The sequence below is a fragment of the Ihuprevotella massiliensis genome (genome assembly GCA_900095835.1).
Taxonomy (GTDB): Bacteria; Bacteroidota; Bacteroidia; order Bacteroidales; family Bacteroidaceae; genus Alloprevotella; species Alloprevotella massiliensis.
The window spans coordinates 1,712,231-1,734,907 of record LT608321.1; the positions used below are offsets into that span (position 1 = coordinate 1,712,231).

Below are 22,677 nucleotides of genomic sequence, written 5' to 3' on the forward strand. Positions count from 1 at the left end.
ACGTTTTTTTGTGTTTTGAGCGTTGTCTTTTCTCGTTTTACGTGTTGCTTCTTCTCGTTTTACGTGTTGTTTTCTTCTTATTTATGCGTAGCTTTCTTTTGATGCATGTATTGTCGATGCTTCCCCTTTTGTTGTCGATTTCTCTTCTTCGGAATGGTATTTCGTGAATAATATACTGGTGTTTCGGTGGGGATAAAAATAGTGCAGAGACGGAAAAAAGTTGTTTTTGGGGGATCGAAAAGTAGGGGCGAAATGAACAAAAAAACGCTCCTTGAAGAGGGCAAAAATCGAATTTGAACCAGAAAAAGAATACTCACCTTTCACTTCTACTAATCCGTGAATAAAGCCCTTGGAATATCTTCATTTGCACGATATTCCAGTGTGTAAAGTCGTTTTTTTTGTATTTTTCGGGCTAAAAACAGCGAAAATGTGCCTCTAAAACTTGTGGAATATCCTGCAAATGAAGAACTTGCACGTGTTTTTTGTTGTTTTTCTCCCTTCTTGTGCCTTTTCGTGCTGTTAGGAGACATGCAAGTTCCTGCAAATGAAGAACTTGCACGTGTTTTTTGTTGTTTTTCTCCCTTCTTGTGCCTTTTCGTGCTGTTAGGAGACATGCAAGTTCCTGCAAATGAAGATATTGCACGTGTTTTTTGTTGTTTTTCTCCTTTCTTGTGCCTTTTTGTGCTGTTAGAAGGTGTGGAATATCCTGCAAATGAAGAACTTGCACGTGTTTTTTGATGTTTTTCTCTCTTCTTGTGTCTTTTCGTGCTGTTAGAAGGTGTGCAATATCCTGCAAATGAAGAACTTGTACACGTTTCCTCGCGCGCGTACGCGCATTTAACAAACAAACAAACGAACAAACAAACGAACAAACAAACAAACGAACAAACAAACAAAAACACACCTAACGGTGTTATAGAAAAGATAGAAAGAAAAGACGGAGATGATGGATAGAATTTTGGAAGATACTTTCGTTCCCGTTTTTGACTCACGCAAAAACGTAGCTTCCCCTCCTTCCTCTGTGCTGGAAAGAACTTCTTCTTTTTTTGAACATTCCTCCTTACTGATCCTGTTTTTCACTCTAAGAAAAAAAACGCAACTTTTTCGTGTTTGTGCTTATTTGTTTCGATTTTACTTCGTAACTTTGCGAAATGAAAAACCTTTCTCCCCATTTCTCCCCGTTAACAGAGACCCGATGAGGGAGTCCTCTTGTCTTGAATATGATATTAAAACCAACTATGAAAACGAAAAAATCTAATTATTCCTCAGAACCACTGTGGTGTTTTGTCTTTTGTCGCATCTTGCGCAAGAAAAGGCTTTGCGCATTGTAGCTCTGTACTCAGTGGTTAAGCCCAAAGAGAGGGTGCAAATCGCACGAGACGTGGATTTACACCCTTGTGGGTTGAAGCGCAGCCAAAAGAGGGGCTGAACCAAAGATGACCGTATCAGAGGAGGTTAGCTAAACTTGCGAGGATAGCGCAAGAGGATGCTCAAAATGGCAATGGCAGCCAGGACGAAGTTGTAGTACATGTGAGGAAGAATCTCCAAAGGACTGAGTTTGACTAGGCTGGCAGCAAGGAGAAGCTGCGCACCATAGGGCAATAGCCCCTGCATGACACAGGAGAAAGTGTCGAGCAACGAAGCACTCTTGCTCTTGTTCACCCCATAGGTGTCGGCAATCTCGTTAGAAATCTTGCCCACAGCAAGGATAGCCACCGTGTTGTTAGCCGTGACACAGTTGATGATTGCCACAAGGGCTGAAATCACGCCTTCTGCTCCACGTTTGCCGTGGATGTGACGCGTGAGACTGTTGATGATAAACTGGATGCCTCGGTTGTGACGAATCACCTCCATCAATCCTCCTGCCAAGAGCGCAATGAGGATGGTGTCGGTCATGCCGCCAATGCCCTTTGCCATAGATGCGAACCAACCCTCGAGACCAAAACTACCCGTGGTCATGCCCACTATGCCAGAAAGGATGTTGCCCATGAGCAGCACGAGAGTCACGTCGAGTCCCATGACGGCAGCGACGATGACGAGCAGATAAGGCAGGATTTTCAAGAACTCTACGGCAGGAATCTGCGTGATGGGAGCACCGGTGTTGCCTAGGAAGTAGTAGATGGCGAAACAGATGAGCGCAGCAGGAGCCGCAATGTAGATGTTGGTGCGGAATTTCGCACTCTGTTTTACCCCTTGCGTGCGTGTAGCCACGATGGTGGTGTCGGAGATGAAAGAGAGATTGTCGCCAAAGAAAGCACCGCCCACCACAGCCGCTACCACGAGCGGAAGAGTGATGCCCGAAGAAGAGGCAATGCCGGATGTCATGGGCACGAGTGCCACGACCGTACCCACACTGGTGCCGATGCTGAGTGAGACAAAACAAGCAGCAAGGAACAATCCTGGCAAGAGCAACGACGAAGGCAGCAGTTGGAGGGTGAGCCCTACGGTGGAGTCGATAGCGCCCATGTCTTTTGCCGTTTGGGCAAAACTTCCTGCGAGGATGAAGATCCAGAGCATCATCATCAGATTTTTATCCCCCGCACCACGGCTAAAGACCATCACACGGTCGGCAATAGAAAGTTTGCGCGGTTTATTGTTCTTCTCCACCGCCATTTCCGCAGCATGATTCTTGTTGGTGATGAAGAGCGCATAGGCAGAAGCGATGACAAAGACCACCACGAGTGGCACTTTGTCGAAATCGCCCCAAGCAATGCTCAGCGTGAGGAAGAGCCCAATGAGCACGAAGATGGGACTGAGGGCTATGAGTCCCTGACGAGTGGTGATTTTAGTCATGCTGCGTAGAGTTTTGGTTCATCAAAGGCGCCAGATAGTGTGCGGTATATCCCTTGCCAGCTTCCACCAGTGCTTCGGGGGTGCCAGCAAAGACGAGTTCTCCACCCGCCGCTCCACCTTCGGGACCGAGGTCAATGACATGATCGGCAGTCTTCACCACATCGAGATTGTGCTCAATGACCACGAGGGAGTGTCCACGTTCGAGCAAAGCATTGAAGGCATGGAGCAATCGGCTGATGTCGTGGAAGTGCAATCCCGTGGTGGGTTCGTCGAAGATGAACAGCGTGGGTACTGCGCGCTCTTGTCCGAGATAGTAAGCCAGTTTGACACGCTGATTTTCACCTCCAGAGAGGGTAGAAGAAGACTGTCCGAGTTTGATGTAGCCCAGTCCCACATCTTGCAAGGGACGGAGGCGATTGACAATCTTTTTCTTGCCATAGTTGTCGAAGAATTCGATGGCTTGGTTCACCGTCATCTCCAAGATGTCGTAGATGTTTTTACCTTCAAACTTCACCTCCAACACCTCATTCTTGAAGCGATGTCCGTGGCAGGTTTCGCATTCAAGTTCGAGATCCGCCATAAACTGCATCTCCACCTTCACCGTTCCTGCACCCTTACACTCTTCGCATCGTCCGCCATCGGCATTGAAAGAGAAGAACGCAGGTTTCATCTCCATCTGCTGTGCGAGAGGTTGCTCAGCCATGAGTTTGCGAATCTCGTCATACGCCTTGACATAGGTGACAGGATTGGAGCGCGAAGAGCGTCCGATGGGGTTTTGGTCCACAAAGTCAACCGCGCGAATAGCATCGAGGTCGCCTTCCAACGCCACAAATTCGCCAGGGCGTTCGGCTGTTTCGTCCAAGTGTCGCTGAATGGCAGGATAGAAGATGTTGCGCACGAGGGTAGATTTGCCCGAACCCGACACGCCTGTCACCACGGTGAAGACATTGAGGGGGAAATCCACGTCGATGCCTTTGAGGTTGTTTTCACGCGCTCCCTTGATGGTGATTTTGCGGTTCCACTTTCTGCGCGAAGTGGGGAGTTCGATGCGCTCACGTCCGAGGAGATAATTGAGCGTGTGGCTTGTCAGGGGCGAATCGTCTGAAGTAGGCTTTTTGTTGTCGGTTCGACTCTCGACGAGGTGTCGAGAGTCGCCGCTCCACACCACTTGTCCGCCATGTCGTCCTGCTTCTGGACCGATGTCGATGATGTGATCGGCAGCACGCATGATGTCTTCATCGTGTTCCACCACCACCACGGTGTTGCCCACATCGCGGAGTTCTTTCAAAACGTGGATGAGGCGATCGGTGTCGCGTGAGTGCAAACCGATGGAGGGTTCGTCGAGGATGTAGAGACTGCCCACCAAACTGCTGCCGAGGGAGGTGGAAAGATTGATGCGCTGGCTTTCTCCACCCGAAAGACTGTTGGAGAGGCGATCGAGGGTGAGATAGTTGAGCCCCACTTCTTCGAGGAAGTGCAGACGGCTGTTGATTTCAGACAACAGACGTTGTGCGATTTGGGCTTCGTGCTCCGTGACTTCTAGAGCAGCAAACCATGCCGCGAGGTCTTTGACCGACATTTTCACGAGGTCGGCAATGGTTTTTCCACCCACTTTCACGTAGAGGGCTTCGGGACGTAGGCGACTGCCTCGACAATCGGGGCAAGTGGTTTTGCCGCGATAGCGAGCGAGCATCACCCGATTTTGGATTTTGTATTGTCCCATCTCGAGGGCTTTGAAAAATCCATCGATGCACACATCCACATCGCCTTCTTCCCACGCCATGCCTTCGCCACCATGCCAGAGCAAATCGCGTTGTTCTTCGGTGAGATTGTAGTAGGGTTCAAAGATGGGAAAGTTGTGTTGTTGAGCACGGCGCAAGAATTCTTCGCGCCACATACCCAGTTTTTCGCCACGCCAGCACATCACTGCGCCATCGAAGACGGAGAGGGAGCGATTGGGGATGACCAGATGCTCATCGATGCCCATCACCTTGCCGAAGCCTTCGCAACGCGGACAAGCACCCACGGGAGAGTTGAAAGAGAAAAGATTGTCGGAAGGATCTTCAAAGGTGATGCCGTCGGCTTCAAATCGTGTGGAGAAATGCTCCAAATTCTTTTCGGGATAGAAGCGCAACAAGCATTCTCCATCGCCTTCGAAGAGTGCCGTTTCCACAGAGTCGGTGAGTCGCGACACCCCATCTTTGGAAGCATCTACGGCAAGGCGGTCGAGAAGGAGGAATAGACGTCCTTCGCGGAGGGCTGTTTCGTAGCGCAACATCGAGGCTTCGCTCTCTATGGCTTCGTCCATGCGCACCATCTCTCCATCGCAGTCGAGGCGCGAAAGACCTTGTTGCATCATCACCTCCATTTGTTGCTGGAAGGTGCGGTCGTCTCTCTCCTTGAGGGGAGCGAGCACGGTGAATCGGGTGCCAGGGTTGTGTTGCAAAGCAGCTGCCACCACGTCGTCGGCACTGCAACGTCGCACTTCTTTGCCACTCACGGGGGAGTAGGTGCGTCCGATGCGCGCAAAGAGCAGGCGGAGATATTCGTAGATTTCGGTGCTGGTGCCCACGGTGGAACGTGGGTTGCGGCTGGTGACTTTCTGTTCGATGGCGATGGCAGGTGGCAAGCCTTTGATGTAGTCCACCTCGGGCTTGTTCATTCTGCCCAAGAATTGTCGGGCATAAGCCGAGAGACTCTCTACATAACGACGCTGACCTTCGGCATACAGTGTGTCGAATGCCAACGATGATTTACCAGAACCGGAAAGTCCTGTGATAACAATGAACTGATTGCGCGGAATCTTCACCTCAATGTTCTTGAGATTGTTGACGCGCGCCCCTTTCACCTCGATATATTGGTTCATAAATTAGTTGATGTCGATCAATTCGAGTTGGAAAATCAGGGTGCTATGCCCTGGAATGTCGCGACCTGCTCCGCGTTCTCCATATCCGGCTTCGGCAGGAACGTAGATTTCCCACTTCTCGCCGATGTGCATGTTGACCAAAGCCACTTGCCAACCGGTGATGAGCTCATTGACCCGGAACACTGCGGGTGCACCGCTTCCTCTGCGTGAGGAATCAAACTGCTTGCCGTCGATGAGTTTGCCTTCGTAGTGCACAGTGACCACGCTGCGAGGTTGCGGAGTGGACTGGAGTTTGCGCAGAGTGCGCTCTGTGGCACCCTCGGGTGCTGGAGGAGCTGGGGTGATGACACGATATTTCACGCCACAACGGAGGTTCTGGATGCCAGGCTTTCCTTCGAGGTTGGCAAGAAAGTTGATATTTTCTTCGCGATAGGCTGCAAGAGCAGCTGCGTTCATTTTCTTTTTGTGAGCCATAAGTTCTAGTTTTTCTGGGGGAGGGAGCTAGTTTTTCTAGAGGTTCTAGTTCTTCTATCCTCTAACGTCTAACGTCTAATGTCTAGTCACTGCGTAAGCAGCAATGACGACGAAGCAGACGAGAGGAACGACGAAGCCCAATGCCATGCTGTGCCCATCTGCCACGATGCCCATGAGCAAGGGAGCCACTGCGCCACCCACGATGCTCATGATGAGCAGGGAGGAAGCTATTTTGGTGTGCGCGCCCAGTCCACGAAGGGCAAGGGCAAAGATGGTGGGAAACATGATGCTTTCGCAGAGATATACTACCAAAAGTGCGGCAAATCCTAAACCACCAGGAGCCAGCACCACGGCACTAGTGGCGAGTGTAGCGATGATGGCTAAAATCGCCAAAAGACGTTCGGCACGGATGCGTCCCATCGCCCAACTTCCACCAAGACGTCCGAGCATGAAGAGTCCCATGCCTCCAAAACTCAGAAGGGTGGCTGCCATGCTGTCGGTGATGGCGATGTGCTCTGTGGCGTAGTTGATGAAGAAACTGTTGACACCCGTTTGTGCGGCTACATAGAGGAAGAGGGCTACCCATCCAAAGACGAAAGCACTCTTGCGCGAAAGGATGCGAATCTCGGACAGCGTGGAGGTTTGTGGTGTGTCAAGAGTAGCATCTTTTGTGGTGAGGCTTTGCGCTTCACCTGTGGTTTCGGAGGAAGTGGAGGAGCTGATTTCGGGCAGACGCACAAAACAGAAGACGGCACCGATGATGAGCACCGTCACCCCAATGAGGGCGTAGGGAAGAGCGATGTTAGGAGCGCTTTCTGGAGAAAACAAGAACCAACCTCCCACGAGTGGACCAAGGATCCAGCCGAGCCCATTGAACGACTGGGAGAAGTTGATGCGCTGTTCACTAGCTTCTGCATCGCCCAAGACTGTGACATAGGGATTGGCAGAGGTTTCGAGAAAGGTGAGCCCACAGCCAATGACGAAGAGCGAGAAGAGGAAGAAAGGGAAAGCCATGATTTCGGCTCCTGGAATGAAGAGTAAGGCACCGATGCCATAGAGAAACAAGCCCGTGAGCACTCCGGCACGATAGCCCCAGCGACGAATCACAGCGCCTGCAGGCAGTGCCATCAAGAAATAGCCACCATAGACCACCACTTGGATGAACGCCGACTGCGTCTTGGTGAGGTGCATTTCATTTTGAAAGAACTTGTTGAGCACGTCTAAGATGCTGTGGGCAAAGCCCCAGAGGAAGAAGAGGGAGGTGACTAGGAGGAAAGGCACAAGATAGTTGCGCCCGTCGCGAGTGGTAACGAGTTTCATTGACGTTTTGGGGTTAGCAATGTGCTAGGGAGTCTAGAAATGTAGGGGGGGGAAAGGAACCCCGAATCAGTGGGCTGCGAGCAGGCTACACAAGTGTGCAATGCCCTCGGATGCCCCTTGCTGAATGAAGGTGAAGCGATGGGAAGAAGGTACATTGACCTCGTTGGGATCGATGAGATAGATGGGCGTGTCTTGGCGCGCATAGTGCACCAATCCTGCGGCAGGATAGACCACGAGCGAGGTGCCAACGATGACAAATACGTCGGCTTGTGACACGAGGTCGGCTGCCACTTCAATCATGGGCACGGCTTCGCCAAACCACACGATGTAGGGACGGAGCAAACTTCCATCGGCTGCGCATTGTCCTGGTGCTACTTCCAGATGAGGCGGCGTGAGGGTGGTGATGAAGGCTGGATTTTCTGGGTCGCGCGAAGAAGTGACCTTCATGAGTTCGCCATGCAGATGCAACACTTGGGTGCTTCCAGCGCGCTCGTGCAGGTCGTCCACGTTTTGGGTGATGATATGTACGTCCCAGTCTCGTTCGAGCGCAGCCAACAGTTCGTGACCGCGATTGGGATGGGCAGCTATCAACTGTCGACGCAAGCCGTTGTAGAAGCCATTGACATAGTCGGGGTCGGCAGTCCATCCTTCGGGAGTCGCCACGCGCTCCACGGGATGTGTTTCCCACAATCCTCCACTGTCGCGGAAGGTGGCAAAACCGCTTTCGGCACTCATGCCTGCTCCTGTCAAAACTACTAATTTCCGTTTCATGCCGTCTGAGTGTTTGGAATGAATCATGATTGCCCTTGCCTAGCAAAGGGCTAGAAGATGCAAGGTAGCAATAGGCAAATGTACTCATTTCTTCCGACATAGCTGTTGATTTCTACGTCTTTTCACGTGTGATTTAGGCATTTTCGCCCTTGTTGAAAGACTGCTGAGCAGGGAAGACACGATAATCCCCTCTCTCGAAGTGGTCGAAAGAGGGGGAAAATCGTATCGTTGTCGCCAAAGGTGCATCCCCTAAGGCGTAAATGGCTGTGGAATCTTAGTCCAAGCAGGTGTGAGAAGAGATGATGTATTTGCCACCTCCTGTGAATATCAGGGCAACGGCAGGGAAGAAGAAGAGCATGGGGAGCTCAATCGCCCAACCACCCATGGGGGTGAGGGAGAAAATGGCTGCACTGTGTGCCATCGCCACGGCTACGAGCATGTTGAACGCTACGACAGCTGCGGCAGGACGCGTGAGAAGTCCGATGATGAGGAGCACGGGGGCTACAACTTCGCCCACCAATGCACCGTAGGCGAAAAATCCAGGCATACCCATGCCTGCAAGCATGCCTTTGATGCCGGAAAATCCCTTTGCTACCTTAAAGATACCGTGGAGGAGGAGCATAAAACCAATGCTTACTCGGAGAATGAGAAGTCCAATGTTTTGATTGCGTGACATAAGTTTTGTGTTTAAGTGATTTGAATAAAAGAAGATAAGTTCTGCTCTGCTTTATCCATCAACGAGGAGTAGTTTTAGGTGCTGCAGAGGTGTAGTTGCCCATCGCAAAGACGAACGGAGTGAGTGCTACAAAATAATGGAGGGAAGTGAGGGAAAATGAGAGTGCGTTGTGGGGTGAAATGAAGCAAACACAGAGGGTGTGTGGAACCACACAGAGAAGATGGAAAAGCTCGTGTGAAAAACTTCATTAAAACGCTGATTTTATCGCCTTCCAGTAGCAAAAGGGTAAAAAAAATGGGATACCACTGTATCCCAACCTTGTTAACCTTAAATCTAATACTATGAAAAACACGTTGCAAAGATACTATTTCCGATTATACCTTCCAAGGGTTTCCCAAATTTTTTTTTGCGTGAAAGTCTTTTTTTTTGATTGCGCGGAATTATAGAACTAAAGCAAAGAAAAATCGTACAATAGAATTGCACGATTCTCCTTGATTTGTGCAGCCTAAACTGCTGATAATCTTCTAATAATTGAAGGTGCTGCTGCCCATAAATTCACGCAAAAGGGAGGTGGGAGGCACTGCATCGAGAGGCATGGGGGTGAAATAGGAAATAAACTTGCGCAGGCGGTAGGCTTCGGAATATTCTTCGGCACTTTCGGGAACCATCTCGAGGAGGGGCAGGGCTTGCGCACGGAGAGCAGCAAGTTCGTAGATGAGGGCGGTATTGAACATCGTGTCGGCTTGTTCCTGGAAGGGAAATATCCATTTCTCTTCGCCAGCCGTGACGGAAGCACAACGACGGATGACCTCTTGCGGATAATAGCCACGATATTTGTAGTCGCGGCAGATGCGGCGGAGCAAGCGGCTATCGCTCGTGGGAATGTAGTTGTGGTCGTCGAGCATGATGGTGGTGAGCGCAGAAGCATAGATTTTGTATTTGGCTTCGGCAGGGATTTTCTCACTCATGCGAGGGTTGAGGGCGTGGTTGCCTTCGAGGATGAGAATGGTCTCGGGCTCTAGGCGCAGGAATTTTCCACTAGGACGACTCTTGCCAGAGGGGAAGTCGAAGAGAGGCAATTCCACTTCTAAGCCGGCGAGTAGTTGCGACATCTGATTGTTGAAGAGGGGGAGGTCCACTGCTTCGATGGTTTCGAAGTCGTAATCGCCATTTTCATCGAGGGGAGTGGCTTCGCGATCCACAAAGTAGTTGTCGAGCGAGATGCTTACAGGGCGTTTGCCGCAGGCACGGAGCTGCACCGACAAGCGTTTGCTAAAAGTGGTCTTACCCGATGAGGAAGGACCAGCGATGAGCACCACTTTGATGTGGTCGTGGGTGGCAATGTGGTCGGCGATCTTTGCGATTTGCTTCTCCTGCATGGCTTCGGCTACATTGACCAAATCGTTGGTAGCACCGGCGCGAATGGCTTTGTTGAGTTCGCCCACGGTGGTGCAACCGAGGATGGTCTGACGATTGTGCTGCTCTTGGAAGACATCGAACATCATGCTTTGTTCGGTCATGGGACGCAGTTGGTCGGGTTGCTTGGGATCAGGCACGCGGATGAGGAGACCTTCGCCATAGGTGACGAGGTCAAAGAGGTTGAGTTGTCCCGTGCGGAGGAGCAGTGCGCTGTAGAAATAGTCGACAGTGTCGTCGAGAACGTAGTAGTGGGTGTAGAGGTCGCCGATGCTTTCTAGCAACTGCACCTTGCGTATGAGCCCTTGACAGCGAAACACTTCGATTGCCTCGGTGGTGTGTGCGGTGACGCGGCGGAATGGGATGTTTGCCTCCACGATTTCTGCCATGCGCTGACGCAGTTGTGCAGCAACTTCAGGGGTTACACCACCTTCGAGTTCGAGGTGGCAATAATATCCGCCTGCCACGGGGGTGCCGATGCGAAGGTTAGAACCAGGGAAGAGGTCGCGTGTGGCTTTGTAGAGCACGAAAAAGAGGCTGCGCGTGTAGGTGCGCAAACCTGAGAGGGAGGTGAGGGTAAGAAATTCGAGGTCGCGCGAATCGTTGATGGTGTAGTGCAAGCCTTCCACACGATTATTGACCTTGCAGCTCGTGACGCAGCAGGGATGCTGAAGACCTAAAGAGGTGTAAACTTCTTCCAAGGTAGCACCTTTAGGCACTTCGTGGTACTGCCCTGTATTTTTGCAGAAGATTTTGATGAGTTTCATTAGACGTTAGGGGGTGAAACCCTTTTAGACGTTAGAGATTAGACATGAGAGCTTAGACGTTAAGAAGTGGGAAGTTGTCCCTCTTTCTTGCTGCACGACAAGGATAGAGTGGGGGTGACGTTATGCTCCATGTGGTCTATAGATAGAAATAGACGTTAGAAAGTAGTTTCTGCCGTCTGCATTTGAAGACAGATACTACTTTCCAACGTCTATTACTCAAAAACTACTCTTCTCCCTTAAAGAGAGGATCCCATGCGGGAAGGAGTGTGGGCTTTTGTTCGAGGAGCTTGAGGGTAGCTGCAGGCACATACTTCTTCTGCACTACAAGGCGGAAGGTATATTCATCAAACCATTGGTCGGTCATCACCAAGTGACCTGCAACACCATTGGTGGGGCCCCAAGAGTTTTCCACCTTCCACTTCAAAGACTTTCCATCTTTGTCCAAATCCACGGCGCAGAGGGTCATAGCGTGGCTAGAGGCAGAAGCATAAGTTTGGATGCGCTCTGCTTTGGTCATGGGGAAAGTGGTGTTGAAGAGGTTTTCGTAGTCGAAGTTGTCCAACGAAAGGATACCTGTCTTGCGGTCGTAGAACTTGCCCACGTCGCAAGAGTAGTACATGCGTGTGCTGTCCTTGATGCTGGCAATCGCCATTTGCTTGATTTCCTCCATGGGGAGATTGAGGAAGGTCCAGTTGTGACCATCGTAAGTGTGGCGATCGAGGTCGATGGCGTAGGTCTTGTGGTAGGGACGTGAAGGATCGTTCATGAGCATCACGTAGTCGCTCACCAAGTTGAAGCCTACAAAACGGCGATAGAACTCTTGTGGAGTATAGGTGTCGGTGCTGATGGGCTTGCCTTGTGCATCGCGGAGGGTGTAGGTGAACTGCGTGGGAGGTTCGCCAAGACATGCCACGAGGATGCGGTAGATGGTAGCGAGTTGTTCAGCCTTGCGCGCTTCAAGTTTCTTGCCACGTTCGCCAGCTGCATAGGCTTTGCGGAGAGCAAGACCATATTCGCGGAGTTTGAGGGCAATCACCTTTGCCATAGCACTGGTGTTGTTGGCATTGTAGCTCTCGGGCATCACCTCGGCAGGCACGACACCATATTTGCTGATGACGTCTTGCACACCGGTGAAGGTGCCACCATCGCTGATGGGATTGCGGAACAACCAGTCTACGGTGGGATCGCTCATGGGCTTATTGGCCTTGTCGATGATAGACTGCAAGAAGAGATTTGCCTTTTCGAGTTGGTCGTAGAAAGAGTTGTAGCTTTGTGAAAACTCGAAACGTCCCAACTTTTGCTCACGAATCATGTGCGAGCGCATCACGTTGAGTCCGGTGAAGAGCCAGCAGCGACCACTGGATTGCTGGTCGGTGATTCCCTTAGAGGGAGCTTCGTTGGAGAAATAGGTGTCGTTGGCTTGCGCCACGTTAGGACGTGCGGCGAGAGCTGCAACACCGGAGGTTATGAGTGCATTTTGCAGTGCCTTGCTGGTTGGATTATTGGGCACGCTCTTGCGGAAGTTGCTGAGCATGTCGGGAGTGATGGCGCCACTCTGTGCAAAGCTGGGGAGCATAGCAGCAGAGAAGCAAAGTGCAAGAGCTGCGCGAGTGAGAAAATGATGTGACATATATTTTTTAGACGTTAGGGATTAGACGTTAGAGATAAGACGTTAGAATTTAGACGTTAGAGTGCTTCGCTGTTGGACGTTTTTAGACGCTTCTTAGACGTTGTCTTTTGACGTTATGATTTGTGACTCTCTAGGGTCTAATCTCTAACGTCTAACGTCTAATTTCTAACGTCTAATTTCTAACCTCTAACGTCTAATTTCTAATTTATATCCATCCTTCGGCTTTGTACCAAGCCACTGCTTCGGGAACACCGCGACTCAAGGTCCATTGTGGTGCGTAGCCCAAGTCTTGCTGGGCGGGGGTGATGTCGCAAATCCAGTTGCGTTGGCGCAAGAGTTGGAATTTGTCCATGTTGAGCGTCGACATCTTGCCGGTGCATTTCGAAATCCATGTGCTCACTTGGCACACGGCATGGAGAAACCACACGGGGGCTTTGATGTGTGCCACCCATTTCACGCCCATCTCTTGTTGCAACAAGTCGCTGAAGGCGCGGCTGTCATAGACTTCTCCATCACTGAGAAAATAACTGCGACCGCGCTCTCCGCGATGGAGCGCTAGGAAACAAGCGTCGACCAAGTCGCGAACATAGATGAAGGTGAGGGCTTGTGGGGTGTAACCCACTGCGAAGTCGATGTGCTTTTTGATGCTATCTGCCATGAGGAAATAGTCTCTCTCACGAGGACCATAAACTCCTGTGGGGCGGAGGGTGACATAGTCCAACCCCTCGAGGGTGGCAAGGGCACGCTCAGCATCAAGCTTGGAACGACCATAGGCGGTGTTGGGCTGAGGCGTGTCGGCATCGGTGATGGCGCGATAGCGATCTAACCCTTGGGCAACGGTGCCATCAGCTTGGCGAATGGGATTTTCTGCCACAGCTCCCACGACAGAGAGGGAGGAAACGAAGACAAAGCGTCCTTTGAGCAACTGCAACTCGAGCAGGGTGCGCGCTAATCGGAGCGTTCCTTCGGTGTTGGTGCGACGGAAAGCGGCTTCGTTGGGAGCTTTGGTGGCGCCTGCTGCATGAATCACGTAGTCGAAAGCCCCATGCTCGGCAGCGTGCTCGCTGAGTTGTTGTGTGAGCACAGCGTCATTGCCCAAATCGAGTTCGATGAAATGGATGCGCGGATCGGTGAGATACTCCTTGCTGCTCGTTTTGCGGAGCACCGCCCATGTGTCGAAACCTAATTCGAGGGCTTTTTCTACGAGGAAAGATCCTACAAAGCCTGAGGCTCCAGTGATGAGAATTTTAGACATTGGCGAGAGTTGCTTGTAGCAAAAGTTATGTTTTTGGGAGGCTTTGCGTATCTCTTGTGGAGATGACTTCCCGTTTGGCTTGGTGCACTTGCGTAGACTATAGTTGATGCGCAGTGGCATCATTGGCAAAGATAGTGATTTTCAGCGAAACGAGCAAGGTCGGCTTGCGCTTCTGCGTGTCGTTGAGAAATCTGCAGGATTTGTAAAAAAGAAAAGGCTCACTTTTCGATGTGAAAAGTAAGCCTTTAATTTCCTAAGTCGGGGTGACTGGACTCGAACCAGCGACCTCACGCCCCCCAGACGCGTACTCTAACCAACTGAGCTACACCCCGATTTTTTGGAGGAAGCAAGACGCATTATTGCAATTCTTGCTGTTTGCGTTTGCAAAATTACGACGAAAATTCGGAATCACCAAATTTACTGCCATTTTTTTGCGATATTTTCTCATTTATGAGGGATGTTCGGGAAGAAAAAGTGGAAATTGAGTCCAAAATGAGGACTTGTGTCACTTGATTTCTTCTCGAATGTCCCTTAGATTATTTTACCAATTCACGCGATAAGCCACACCAGTGGTGACAAACGTGGGATGGAGCTTCATGCTCACTGTGGTGAAACCAGGGCGGAAGATGTTGGTAAAGACATAGCGTGCTTGGAGAAAGAGCGACCAACGCCCCGATACCTGCCAGTCTGCGCCCACTTGCCATCCGAAACCCCAACGCGCCATGTCGTCGCTAAAGTCGTAGGTGGGCGCTTCTTCGGGAGAAGAACCAAATTCCACCTTGCGGCCAGTGGGTTGATCGACACGGATGTAGCCATCGGTCACCGAACCGGTGAAACTTCTGTCGAAATACCATTCCACCACAGGACCTGTGGAGAAAGTCCAGCGTGAGCGAGGTTGCCACTCTGCTTGAAGCGGCAGGGCAAAACCTTGTTGAGAAGCGCGTGTGTGGTTGATGCCCGAGAAATAGCCTTCGAGGGTGTTGCCAGCTTGCACCACTTTCACCTCGTAGGCTTTGACACGTGCTTCCGTGCGCATGCCGCGGTCGAAATAGTGGAGACCCACAGCAGCACGCCATTGTGGGGCAAGGCGACGTGAGAGGTCAAAGCCCCAGCTCAATCCGTCGGTGGGGTGGAAACGCTGTATCTCACGAATTTCCGCCGGCAAGGGCATAGGCGTCATGCCCCCGATGGTGTATCCGAGATGCGGTGTGAGTTGCCAAGTTGAGGCGGGTGTTACGGAATCAGTGCTTTCTGCATGAGCCGCAGTGGATGTGGCGAATGCCAGTCCCAAACAGAGCAGACTCCCTATATAATGGTGTGACATTGGAATTCAGAAGTTAGGAGTGATGAGAAAAGTCGAACGATATTCCCCGTGATAGAATGGAGGGTTGAAGAGGAGAAATCTCCGTTTCTCGCAGCGATCATTGATAGTCGATGCGGCAATCGTCGATGATGAGAGTAGAGCCTAGTGCACCTTCAAACTGCGCTCCATTCTTACTAGAAGAGAACACGAGCGTAAGGCTATATCCACGCTTAGCGAGAAGTTCGAGCGACAACTTTTCTTTGTAGTCAAAAGCCACATCAAACGATGCCCAAGGACTTGTTGGTTCCACTCCTGTCACCTTAAATTCTGGAACCAAAGCGATGGCGACAACATTTTGGTGCGTCATCACGTTGCTACCATCGAGCACAAGCGGTTTGCCTTCGTGGTCAATGTTGCGATAGACGACGGCATAGACTTGTGGCAGGTCGCGACCATCTGCAGCAGGACCTGCAACGGCTTTCTGCGCTTTGTTGAGATATTGTGCACCGGGTTGCCACTTGTAGAATCCTTTGAAGCGAAGAGGCATACGGCGAATGGGACGTCCAAACTGAGTGGCTGCGAGTGCATCCGATAGAGCTTTTTGCAGGTTGAACGTACCGACAAAGAGATTGCCTGCTGCCATGGGTTTTCCCACCAGAAGTCCGAGAAATCCAGTGCTACTGGTAGTGAGTTTTACAGCCTTACCAGCGCGCGCATCGTCGGTGATTGTGGTGGGATATTCGCTAGGTTTCGCCGTGCTATTGCTCAAGGCAAAGCCAGCATTTCCCGTGCCCCATGTGTCGCCACCATTTCCGTTGTGTTGGGTGCCTTCGAGGGACCATATATAATATTGTTGGTTTTCCGCTTCTAGCTGAGGTTGGTCGAAGTTAAACACAGGACCTAAGTCGGGAGCAGGGAGGAATTGGATGGTGTAGCGACGTTGGTAGCGTCCATCTTCCGAAGTCACCACATAGCGCACCACGCGCTGTGCACTAAACTTCTCCTCCTGTGCTGGAGCCAATGCAATATGAGCGCCTTGTGAGAGTCGGAAATCCAGTTTAATGCTGTCGAGCGTGGCGTCTTCCACCCCATCCGCTAGGTGAAACACGATGGCGGTGTCTTGCGAAAGCACCGTGCGTTGGGCATCTGCAACATTGTTAAACAAGCGTTGCGCAGCAACACCTTGCACGCTCACTTGCTCGATGTCCGCTTCCATAGACGGTTGTTCGTCGTCGATGCACGAAACTAATGGAAAGGCGAGCAGTAAGCAGCCCAAGAGAGCGACAAGAGGGGTGGAGAAAAATGATTTGTTCATGAGTGAAAGAGAATTGCGCATAAGCGTTTATGCTGTTTGGCAAAAGAGCGCACCACGGCAAAGGTACTATTTTTTCGGCATATTCCCCTTATTCTTGCTCAGTGTTTGTGGATGGTTTTGGGTGAAAAACCGACATTTCGAGTGGTTCGGCAGTGAAATCGAATAGAAAATGTAATAAAAAGGTTGTATCTTTGCAGTCCGTAATTTCTAAATCCAGAACTTTAGACGTAGCTAAATTCAATTTATCAACATCTTACTTTAGTATGAAGAAACTTTTACTCCTTGCTTTCGTGAGCCTCACTGCAATGGCAGGCATGGCACAAACTACAAAGAACTACACCGATCAGCTATCTGTAGACAAAGGCGCAGGCAAGCCTTACACGGCTACCGTGGAGCGCACGGCAGAAGGCAAGTTCAATCTCACCATCCGCAACTTTTATTATAAAGCCTTTTTTGTCAATTTCGCCATCGGCAACATCGAATTGAAGGATATCCCTTACACAGTCGAAGGCAACATCATCAAGTTTGCTGGCGACATCAAGGGAGCTATCGTGCCAGGCGACGACAGCAAGGTGAAGTGGCAAGGTCCCACTTTGATGGCAAATCCCCAAATCAAGATTTCTGGTAAGGTAGATAGCGAGAAACTCTATTTCACCGCTCAAATCCCTACCCCCATAGGCAGTGTCACCACCGTGTTTGGCACGGAAGCTCTTGTGACTTCTCTCGGACTCACTCCACGTGCTGCAAAGGCAGATGTCATCTATAGCCTCGATGGTCGCCGTCTAGATCGCGCGCCCGAACATGGAGTCTATATTCTCAATGGCAAGAAGGTGATGAAATAATGTGAGCCTTCCTCGCATCCAAATTTTATTTCCTCATAATTAGACGTTAGTGTCTCGAAGAAAATGTGCGATTTGCCCTGCAGTTTGAGCATGAGCATCCTTGTCGCCCCATTTCTTCGACGCGCTAACGTCTAATTTCTAATGTCTAGCGGCTATTCTGCGTTATTTATCGTTACTCATTTCCAAATCCCCGCAGAAGTTTGTATTTTCGCAAAAATGTTTAGCTATAATAGATCATGAACAGACTATTACGCATCGCCTTCTTTTGTTGCACGCTTTTCTTGGGAGTGGCTGTGCAGGCGCAGACTGTGCCGAAAGATGTGCCCGAAATGCCCAAAGATACGAGCAAACTCAATGCTGCCCTCTCCATGGACGTGGAGGTGGGTAAGGCGTTTTACAAGGGGGATAGCATCCCCCATGTCATCATGCCCACCATCTACAAATATCCGCCCATAGAGTTTAATAATCCGCAGGAGCGGGAACGCTATAATCGGCTGGTGGCAAATGTGAAATACTTGTTGCCTTATGCCAAAACGGTGAGAATCATCATCGTCGAAACCTATGACTATGTGCAAACTCTGCCCAAGGATCAGCGACAAGCACACATTGACAAGGTGGAAGCCGATTTGAAAAAAGAATATAAGCCTGTGATTGAGAAACTTACTCGCTCACAAGGACGTCTGTTGGTCAAACTGATTGACCGTGAATGTAACCAAACTGGCTATCAAATCGCCAAAGCCTTCATCGGTTCGCTGAGAGCCAATGTGTGGCAAGGTTTTTCGTTCATCTTCGGACTCAACCTCAACAAGCACTATGATCCCGAGGGGGACGACCGTTTCACCGAACGCGTGGTGCGCATGGTGGAAAGTCATCAAATATAGTCTCAGGGCATTATAAGAGACCTCAGAGGTTTTGCGAACAATGTCCGAGAAGTTTACAAAAACGTCGGAGATAATTCAAAAAATCTCCGACGTTTTTTGGAAAAAGTCCAACGTTTTTCAAGAAATCTCCCACGTTTTTTTTGTTTTGTCGGAGCTTTTTTGGAGGAAGTCCTACTTTCGTCTGTTAGGGTTCGACGATATCCAGAGCTCCATCTCGCTCTTTCCCATCCACCCTCCTCATTTCTACCCATTTTCGGCACGACTCTTCACCTCTTTCCACGGAATAATCAGGCAAAGAAACAAATTATTTAGAATTAAAGTCGTATCTTTGTCCCCAAATATAAGATTTACAACGAATGAGTTTACAATGCGGCATCGTAGGACTTCCCAACGTGGGCAAGTCCACGCTTTTTAATTGCTTGAGCAACGCCAAGGCGCAGAGCGCCAACTTCCCTTTCTGCACCATTGAACCCAACGTGGGTGTAATCACTGTGCCTGATGAACGATTGGCAAAACTTGCTGAACTGGTGAAGACGACGAAAATCATCCCCACCACCGTGGAGATTGTCGACATCGCTGGTTTGGTGAAAGGTGCATCCAAAGGAGAAGGTTTGGGCAATCAATTCTTGGGCAACATCCGCGAAACTGATGCCATCATCCACGTGTTGCGCTGTTTCGACGACGGCAACGTGGTGCACGTAGATGGTAGCGTGGATCCTGTGCGCGACAAGGAAATCATCGACACCGAACTCCAATTGAAGGATTTGGAAACGGTGGAAAATCGCATCAAGCGCGTAGAGAAAATCGCTCAAGTGGGCAGCGACAAAAATGCTAAGGTGGAATACCAAGTGCTTTCTGCCATTAAAGAAGCTCTGCTCGAGGGTAAGAACGCACGCAGCGTGGAGTTCGACACGAAAGACGAACAAACGGCTGCTCGCAATCTCTTCTTGCTCACCTCAAAGCCCGTGCTCTATGTGTGCAACGTGGACGAAGGTTCTGCCGCTACGGGCAACGAATATGTGGAGCGTGTGCGCGAAGCAGTGAAGGACGAAGGAGCTGAAATCCTCGTTGTGGCAGCGCAAACGGAAGCCGACATTGCCGAACTCGAAACCTACGAAGAGCGTCAAGAATTCCTCAAAGATGTGGGTCTGGAAGAGAGTGGTGTCAACCGTCTCATCAAGGCAGCCTACAAGATGCTTGACCTCGAAACCTACATCACCGCTGGTGAAATCGAAGTGCGTGCTTGGACCTACAAGCGTGGTTGGAAGGCTCCTCAGTGTGCTGGTGTCATTCACACCGACTTTGAAAAGGGATTTATCCGAGCGCAAGTAATCAAGTACGAAGACTTCATCAAATATGGTAGTGAAGCTGCCGTGCGCGAAGCTGGTTTGCTCCACGTCGAAGGTAAAGAATATGTGGTGCAAGATGGTGACATCATGCACTTCCTCTTCAATGTCTAAGTGCTAAAGACTCTAGATGACCTGGAAGTTCTAGTTTTTCTAGAGTCTATTTCGCTCCGAGCCACGCTTGTCGTGGCGAGCATAAAAGGGTCTGTGACCCCTAACGTCTAAAGTCTAACGTCTAAAGTCTAACATGCTAGTCCACTGGAATCCCGATCAAATTGCCCTGCATCTCGGTCCTATCGCCTTGCGATGGTACTCCCTCTTTTGGACAATTGGTCTTGCCGCAGCCTACTATGTAGTGTTGCGCCTCTATCGTCAACAAAAGATTTCGCAAGAGAAGTTCGATCCCCTCTTCTTCTATTGCTTTCTCGGCATTTTGTTGGGGGCAAGACTAGGGCACTGTTTGCTCTACGAACCCCAGTATTTCTTGCAACATCCGCTTGAAATCTTCCTTCCCATGCGACAAGATGGTTTGGGACACTGGCACTTCACCGGTTTTGCAGGCTTAGCTTCTCACGGTGGCACGGCAGGACTTATGGCAGCCTTGTGGCTCTATGTGCGCAAGACGAAAGTGCCCCTTCTTCGGGTGCTCGACAACATCGCCATTGCCACTCCCATCACTGCTTGCTGCATCCGTCTGGGCAATCTCATGAACTCTGAGATTGTGGGCAAAGCCACTGATGGCACTTGGGGCTTTGTTTTTGAAAAACTCGGAGAATCCTTCCCCCGCCATCCTGGACAGCTCTATGAAGCAATAGCCTATTTCCTCCTTTTCTTTGTTGGATTGTGGCTCTATCGCAAATATCCCAACAAGGTGGGCACTGGTTACTTCTTCGGGTTCTGCCTCACCACCATCTTCACCTTCCGCCTCTTTGTGGAGTATTTCAAAGAGGTGCAAGAACCTTGGGAATTGCACATGCAAGACCTCATCGGGCTCAACCAAGGTCAGCTCCTTTCCCTCCCCTTCATGGCGATTGGCATCTACTGCCTGCTCGGCTTTAAGTTGCCCAAGGCTTGGAAAGGATAATTGGAGTATTGGTGGCATTGTGTAAAGTGATGCGCGTCGCATTTCTATGCTCTATACGCATAAAGCCCCCTTTTTCCTTTTTTATTATTGAAATCATTCATCAATACACAATTTCAGTCTAGATGGGAGGTAAGTCATCTTCCTTTTCTCTGATTTGTGTCTAATATCTTACCACGATATGAAAACTACCTTTTATGTTTCTGCTGCAGCACTCGCATTAGCAGCATTGACCTCTTGCAATGGCAAGTTGGGCGCACTTTCTGCCGACAACTTCACAGTGACTCCTTCTCCTCTGGAGACTGTGGGCAATGATGTTCCTGCTACAATCAACGGCCGCTTCCCCCAAAAGTATATGAAGAAGAAGGCTGTGGTCACCGTTATCCCCGAATTGCGCTATGCGGGCGTCAAGGCAGTGGGACAACCTGCCACTTTCCAAGGTGAAAAGGTCGTAGGCAACGATCAAACTGTAAGCTACAAACTCGGGGGAAACTATGTGATGAAAGCTAACTTCCCTTACAACCCTGCCATGTTTTCCAGCGAACTCTACCTCAACTTTGAGGCACGCGTGGGCAAGAAGGCGGTGACTATCCCCGCTGTAAAGGTGGCCGATGGTGTCATTGCTACTTCACAACTCGTATATCTCACGCTCGCTTCTGCCAACACCGCTACTGCTGCCGATGGTTTCCAACGTGAAATCTCTCGCCAACAAAATGCGCAAATCAAATATTTGATCAGCCAAGCTAAGGTGCGCACTAGCGAATTGAACACTACCTCTGTCAAGGACTTCATCAAGGTGCTCCGCGACATCAAGGCAGACCAAAAGGGTCTTGCTCTTGACAATGTTGAAGTGTCTGCTTATGCTTCTCCCGATGGTGCTTTGAAGTTCAACACTGGTCTTGCTGAAAACCGTAAGGGCAGCGCTGAAAAATACGTAAGCGATCAGCTCAAGAAGACCAAGCTCAACACCAATGTAGATGCTAAATACACTGCTGAAGACTGGGATGGTTTCCAAGAACTCGTAGCTGCTAGCAACATCCAAGACAAGGAAGTGATTCTCCGCGTCCTCTCTATGTATAAGGATCCCGAAGAACGCGAACAACAAATCAAGAACCTCTCTGTGGCTTTCCGCGAACTCGCTAATGAGGTGCTCCCCGAACTTCGTCGTGCTCGCCTCACTGTGAACTATCGCGTGATTGGTCGCAGCGATGATGAAATTCGCGCTCAATACGCTGCTGATGCCTCTAAGCTCTCTGTAGAAGAACTCCTCTATGCTGCTACCCTCACCAAGGATGCTGCTGAGCGTAAGGCCATCTTCACTAAGGCTGCTCAGCTCTACCCACAAGACAAGCGTGCTTACAACGGTCTTGCTCAGTTGGCTTATGCCGAAGGCAATCTCACCGATGCACAAAATGCACTCAACCAAGCTGCTGGTCTTCCTGAAGCTAATGCCAACGCTGCTCTCCTCGCACTCCGTCAAGGCAATGTGAATGATGCTGAAGCTCTCTTGGGCAAGGCGCTCACTGCTGGCAACTACAACGAAGTGCTTGGTAATCTCCAAATTGCTCGTGGCAACTACGCACAAGCTGCACAAAACCTTAAGGGCATCAACACCAATAGTGCTGCCCTTGCTCAAATCCTCAACAAGGACTATGTGGCTGCTGCACAAACTCTCGCTGCTGTGAACAACGCTGACGCCATCACTGACTACCTCAAGGCTGTGCTTGCTGCACGCACTGGTCAAGTGGAACAAGGTGCACAAGCTCTCCGCGCTGCTATCGCTAAGAATGCTGATCTCCGCGATCTCGCTAGCATGGATCTCGCTCTCAAAGCCATCTTTGCTGCGCTCAATCGCTAAGCACAAATCTATCGTATGATTCCACAGGAACGCAGCTTCGGTCTGCGTTCCTGTAACTTTCTATAGCAGCATTTTTAGTCTTC

17 protein-coding genes and 1 tRNA gene are annotated in these 22,677 nt (G+C 50.3%); 6 read left to right on the forward strand and 12 right to left on the reverse strand.

Features of this window, described 5'->3' with window-relative positions:
• Positions 1-444: 444 nt before the first annotated feature.
• On the forward strand, positions 445-738 hold the full coding sequence (locus tag BQ2633_RS07045) for a hypothetical protein (RefSeq protein WP_075566057.1): 294 nt from the start codon (positions 445-447) through the stop codon (positions 736-738).
• 717 nt (positions 739-1,455) lie between these two features.
• On the opposite strand, the gene BQ2633_RS07050 is transcribed toward BQ2633_RS07045, so the two are convergent.
• The 12 genes from BQ2633_RS07050 to BQ2633_RS07105 form a co-directional block, all read right to left on the reverse strand.
• A complete protein-coding gene (locus BQ2633_RS07050) occupies positions 1,456-2,793 on the reverse strand; it encodes a Na+/H+ antiporter NhaC family protein (RefSeq protein WP_075566058.1) in 1,338 nt (445 codons plus the stop codon).
• On the reverse strand, positions 2,786-5,659 hold the full coding sequence (gene uvrA, locus BQ2633_RS07055; protein ID WP_075566059.1) for an excinuclease ABC subunit UvrA: 2,874 nt from the start codon (positions 5,657-5,659) through the stop codon (positions 2,786-2,788). Before uvrA ends, BQ2633_RS07050 begins: the two co-directional genes overlap by 8 nt.
• 3 nt (positions 5,660-5,662) lie before the next feature.
• Positions 5,663-6,133 (reverse strand): BamJ family beta-barrel-assembly machinery protein, encoded by a 471-nt coding sequence (bamJ, locus tag BQ2633_RS07060; RefSeq protein ID WP_346048363.1) that lies wholly within the window; start codon positions 6,131-6,133, stop codon positions 5,663-5,665.
• A gap of 75 nt (positions 6,134-6,208) precedes the next feature.
• Entirely contained in the window at positions 6,209-7,453 is a 1,245-nt protein-coding gene (locus tag BQ2633_RS07065; RefSeq protein WP_075566061.1) for a sugar MFS transporter, read from the reverse strand.
• Between the two features lie 66 nt (positions 7,454-7,519).
• The gene (locus BQ2633_RS07070; protein WP_075566062.1) at positions 7,520-8,224 is read right to left on the reverse strand and encodes a Sir2 family NAD-dependent protein deacetylase; all 705 of its coding nucleotides are present in this window, start codon (positions 8,222-8,224) and stop codon (positions 7,520-7,522) included.
• A 274-nt stretch (positions 8,225-8,498) separates the two neighbouring features.
• The gene (locus BQ2633_RS07075; RefSeq protein ID WP_075566064.1) at positions 8,499-8,900 is read right to left on the reverse strand and encodes a DoxX family protein; all 402 of its coding nucleotides are present in this window, start codon (positions 8,898-8,900) and stop codon (positions 8,499-8,501) included.
• Between the two features lie 524 nt (positions 8,901-9,424).
• Positions 9,425-11,083, reverse strand: coding sequence for a nucleoside kinase (locus BQ2633_RS07080; RefSeq protein WP_075566066.1), 1,659 nt, complete (start codon positions 11,081-11,083; stop codon positions 9,425-9,427).
• A 223-nt stretch (positions 11,084-11,306) separates the two neighbouring features.
• Positions 11,307-12,713, reverse strand: coding sequence for a C1 family peptidase (locus BQ2633_RS07085; protein ID WP_075566068.1), 1,407 nt, complete (start codon positions 12,711-12,713; stop codon positions 11,307-11,309).
• A 205-nt stretch (positions 12,714-12,918) separates the two neighbouring features.
• Positions 12,919-13,968, reverse strand: a complete 1,050-nt coding sequence (locus BQ2633_RS07090) for an NAD-dependent epimerase/dehydratase family protein (protein WP_075567274.1) — start codon at positions 13,966-13,968, stop codon at positions 12,919-12,921.
• Positions 13,969-14,226: 258 nt separating this feature from the next.
• Positions 14,227-14,300, reverse strand: a tRNA-Pro gene (locus BQ2633_RS07095).
• Positions 14,301-14,509: 209 nt separating this feature from the next.
• Positions 14,510-15,292: a porin family protein gene (locus BQ2633_RS07100; RefSeq protein ID WP_083233984.1), complete on the reverse strand. Its 783-nt coding sequence runs from the start codon at positions 15,290-15,292 to the stop codon at positions 14,510-14,512.
• Positions 15,293-15,389: 97 nt separating this feature from the next.
• Positions 15,390-16,607 carry a PCMD domain-containing protein gene (locus BQ2633_RS07105; protein ID WP_083233985.1) on the reverse strand — a complete coding sequence of 406 codons (1,218 nt, stop codon included), beginning with the start codon at positions 16,605-16,607 and terminating at the stop codon, positions 15,390-15,392.
• Between the two features lie 242 nt (positions 16,608-16,849).
• Here BQ2633_RS07105 and BQ2633_RS07110 point away from each other — a divergent pair, with 242 nt between their 5' ends.
• The 5 genes from BQ2633_RS07110 to BQ2633_RS07130 all read left to right on the forward strand — a co-directional run bounded on the left by BQ2633_RS07110 (position 16,850) and on the right by BQ2633_RS07130 (position 22,594).
• Entirely contained in the window at positions 16,850-17,428 is a 579-nt protein-coding gene (locus BQ2633_RS07110) for a calycin-like domain-containing protein (RefSeq protein WP_075566072.1), read from the forward strand.
• A 236-nt stretch (positions 17,429-17,664) separates the two neighbouring features.
• Complete coding sequence (locus tag BQ2633_RS07115; protein ID WP_075566073.1) at positions 17,665-18,309, forward strand: DUF4294 domain-containing protein; 645 nt, start codon at positions 17,665-17,667, stop codon at positions 18,307-18,309.
• 356 nt (positions 18,310-18,665) lie between these two features.
• Positions 18,666-19,769, forward strand: coding sequence for a redox-regulated ATPase YchF (ychF, locus tag BQ2633_RS07120; RefSeq protein ID WP_075566075.1), 1,104 nt, complete (start codon positions 18,666-18,668; stop codon positions 19,767-19,769).
• A gap of 133 nt (positions 19,770-19,902) precedes the next feature.
• Positions 19,903-20,739 (forward strand): prolipoprotein diacylglyceryl transferase, encoded by an 837-nt coding sequence (gene lgt, locus BQ2633_RS07125; RefSeq protein ID WP_075566077.1) that lies wholly within the window; start codon positions 19,903-19,905, stop codon positions 20,737-20,739.
• A gap of 178 nt (positions 20,740-20,917) precedes the next feature.
• The gene (locus tag BQ2633_RS07130; protein WP_075566079.1) at positions 20,918-22,594 is read left to right on the forward strand and encodes a tetratricopeptide repeat protein; all 1,677 of its coding nucleotides are present in this window, start codon (positions 20,918-20,920) and stop codon (positions 22,592-22,594) included.
• Positions 22,595-22,677: the final 83 nt, after the last annotated feature.

What these genes read in the sequence shown, in the direction of transcription:
- ychF (WP_075566075.1), top strand. Translation starts at nt 18,666, where the DNA reads ATGAGTTTACAATGCGGCATCGTAGGACTTCCCAACGTGGGCAAGTCC.
- BQ2633_RS07090 (WP_075567274.1), bottom strand. Translation starts at nt 13,968, where the DNA reads ATGTCTAAAATTCTCATCACTGGAGCCTCAGGCTTTGTAGGATCTTTC.
- BQ2633_RS07085 (WP_075566068.1), bottom strand. Translation starts at nt 12,713, where the DNA reads ATGTCACATCATTTTCTCACTCGCGCAGCTCTTGCACTTTGCTTCTCT.
- BQ2633_RS07130 (WP_075566079.1), top strand. Translation starts at nt 20,918, where the DNA reads ATGAAAACTACCTTTTATGTTTCTGCTGCAGCACTCGCATTAGCAGCA.
- BQ2633_RS07075 (WP_075566064.1), bottom strand. Translation starts at nt 8,900, where the DNA reads ATGTCACGCAATCAAAACATTGGACTTCTCATTCTCCGAGTAAGCATT.
- BQ2633_RS07115 (WP_075566073.1), top strand. Translation starts at nt 17,665, where the DNA reads ATGAACAGACTATTACGCATCGCCTTCTTTTGTTGCACGCTTTTCTTG.
- BQ2633_RS07070 (WP_075566062.1), bottom strand. Translation starts at nt 8,224, where the DNA reads ATGAAACGGAAATTAGTAGTTTTGACAGGAGCAGGCATGAGTGCCGAA.
- lgt (WP_075566077.1), top strand. Translation starts at nt 19,903, where the DNA reads ATGCTAGTCCACTGGAATCCCGATCAAATTGCCCTGCATCTCGGTCCT.
- BQ2633_RS07105 (WP_083233985.1), bottom strand. Translation starts at nt 16,607, where the DNA reads ATGCGCAATTCTCTTTCACTCATGAACAAATCATTTTTCTCCACCCCT.
- uvrA (WP_075566059.1), bottom strand. Translation starts at nt 5,659, where the DNA reads ATGAACCAATATATCGAGGTGAAAGGGGCGCGCGTCAACAATCTCAAG.
- BQ2633_RS07080 (WP_075566066.1), bottom strand. Translation starts at nt 11,083, where the DNA reads ATGAAACTCATCAAAATCTTCTGCAAAAATACAGGGCAGTACCACGAA.
- BQ2633_RS07110 (WP_075566072.1), top strand. Translation starts at nt 16,850, where the DNA reads ATGAAGAAACTTTTACTCCTTGCTTTCGTGAGCCTCACTGCAATGGCA.
- bamJ (WP_346048363.1), bottom strand. Translation starts at nt 6,133, where the DNA reads ATGGCTCACAAAAAGAAAATGAACGCAGCTGCTCTTGCAGCCTATCGC.
- BQ2633_RS07050 (WP_075566058.1), bottom strand. Translation starts at nt 2,793, where the DNA reads ATGACTAAAATCACCACTCGTCAGGGACTCATAGCCCTCAGTCCCATC.
- BQ2633_RS07065 (WP_075566061.1), bottom strand. Translation starts at nt 7,453, where the DNA reads ATGAAACTCGTTACCACTCGCGACGGGCGCAACTATCTTGTGCCTTTC.
- BQ2633_RS07100 (WP_083233984.1), bottom strand. Translation starts at nt 15,292, where the DNA reads ATGTCACACCATTATATAGGGAGTCTGCTCTGTTTGGGACTGGCATTC.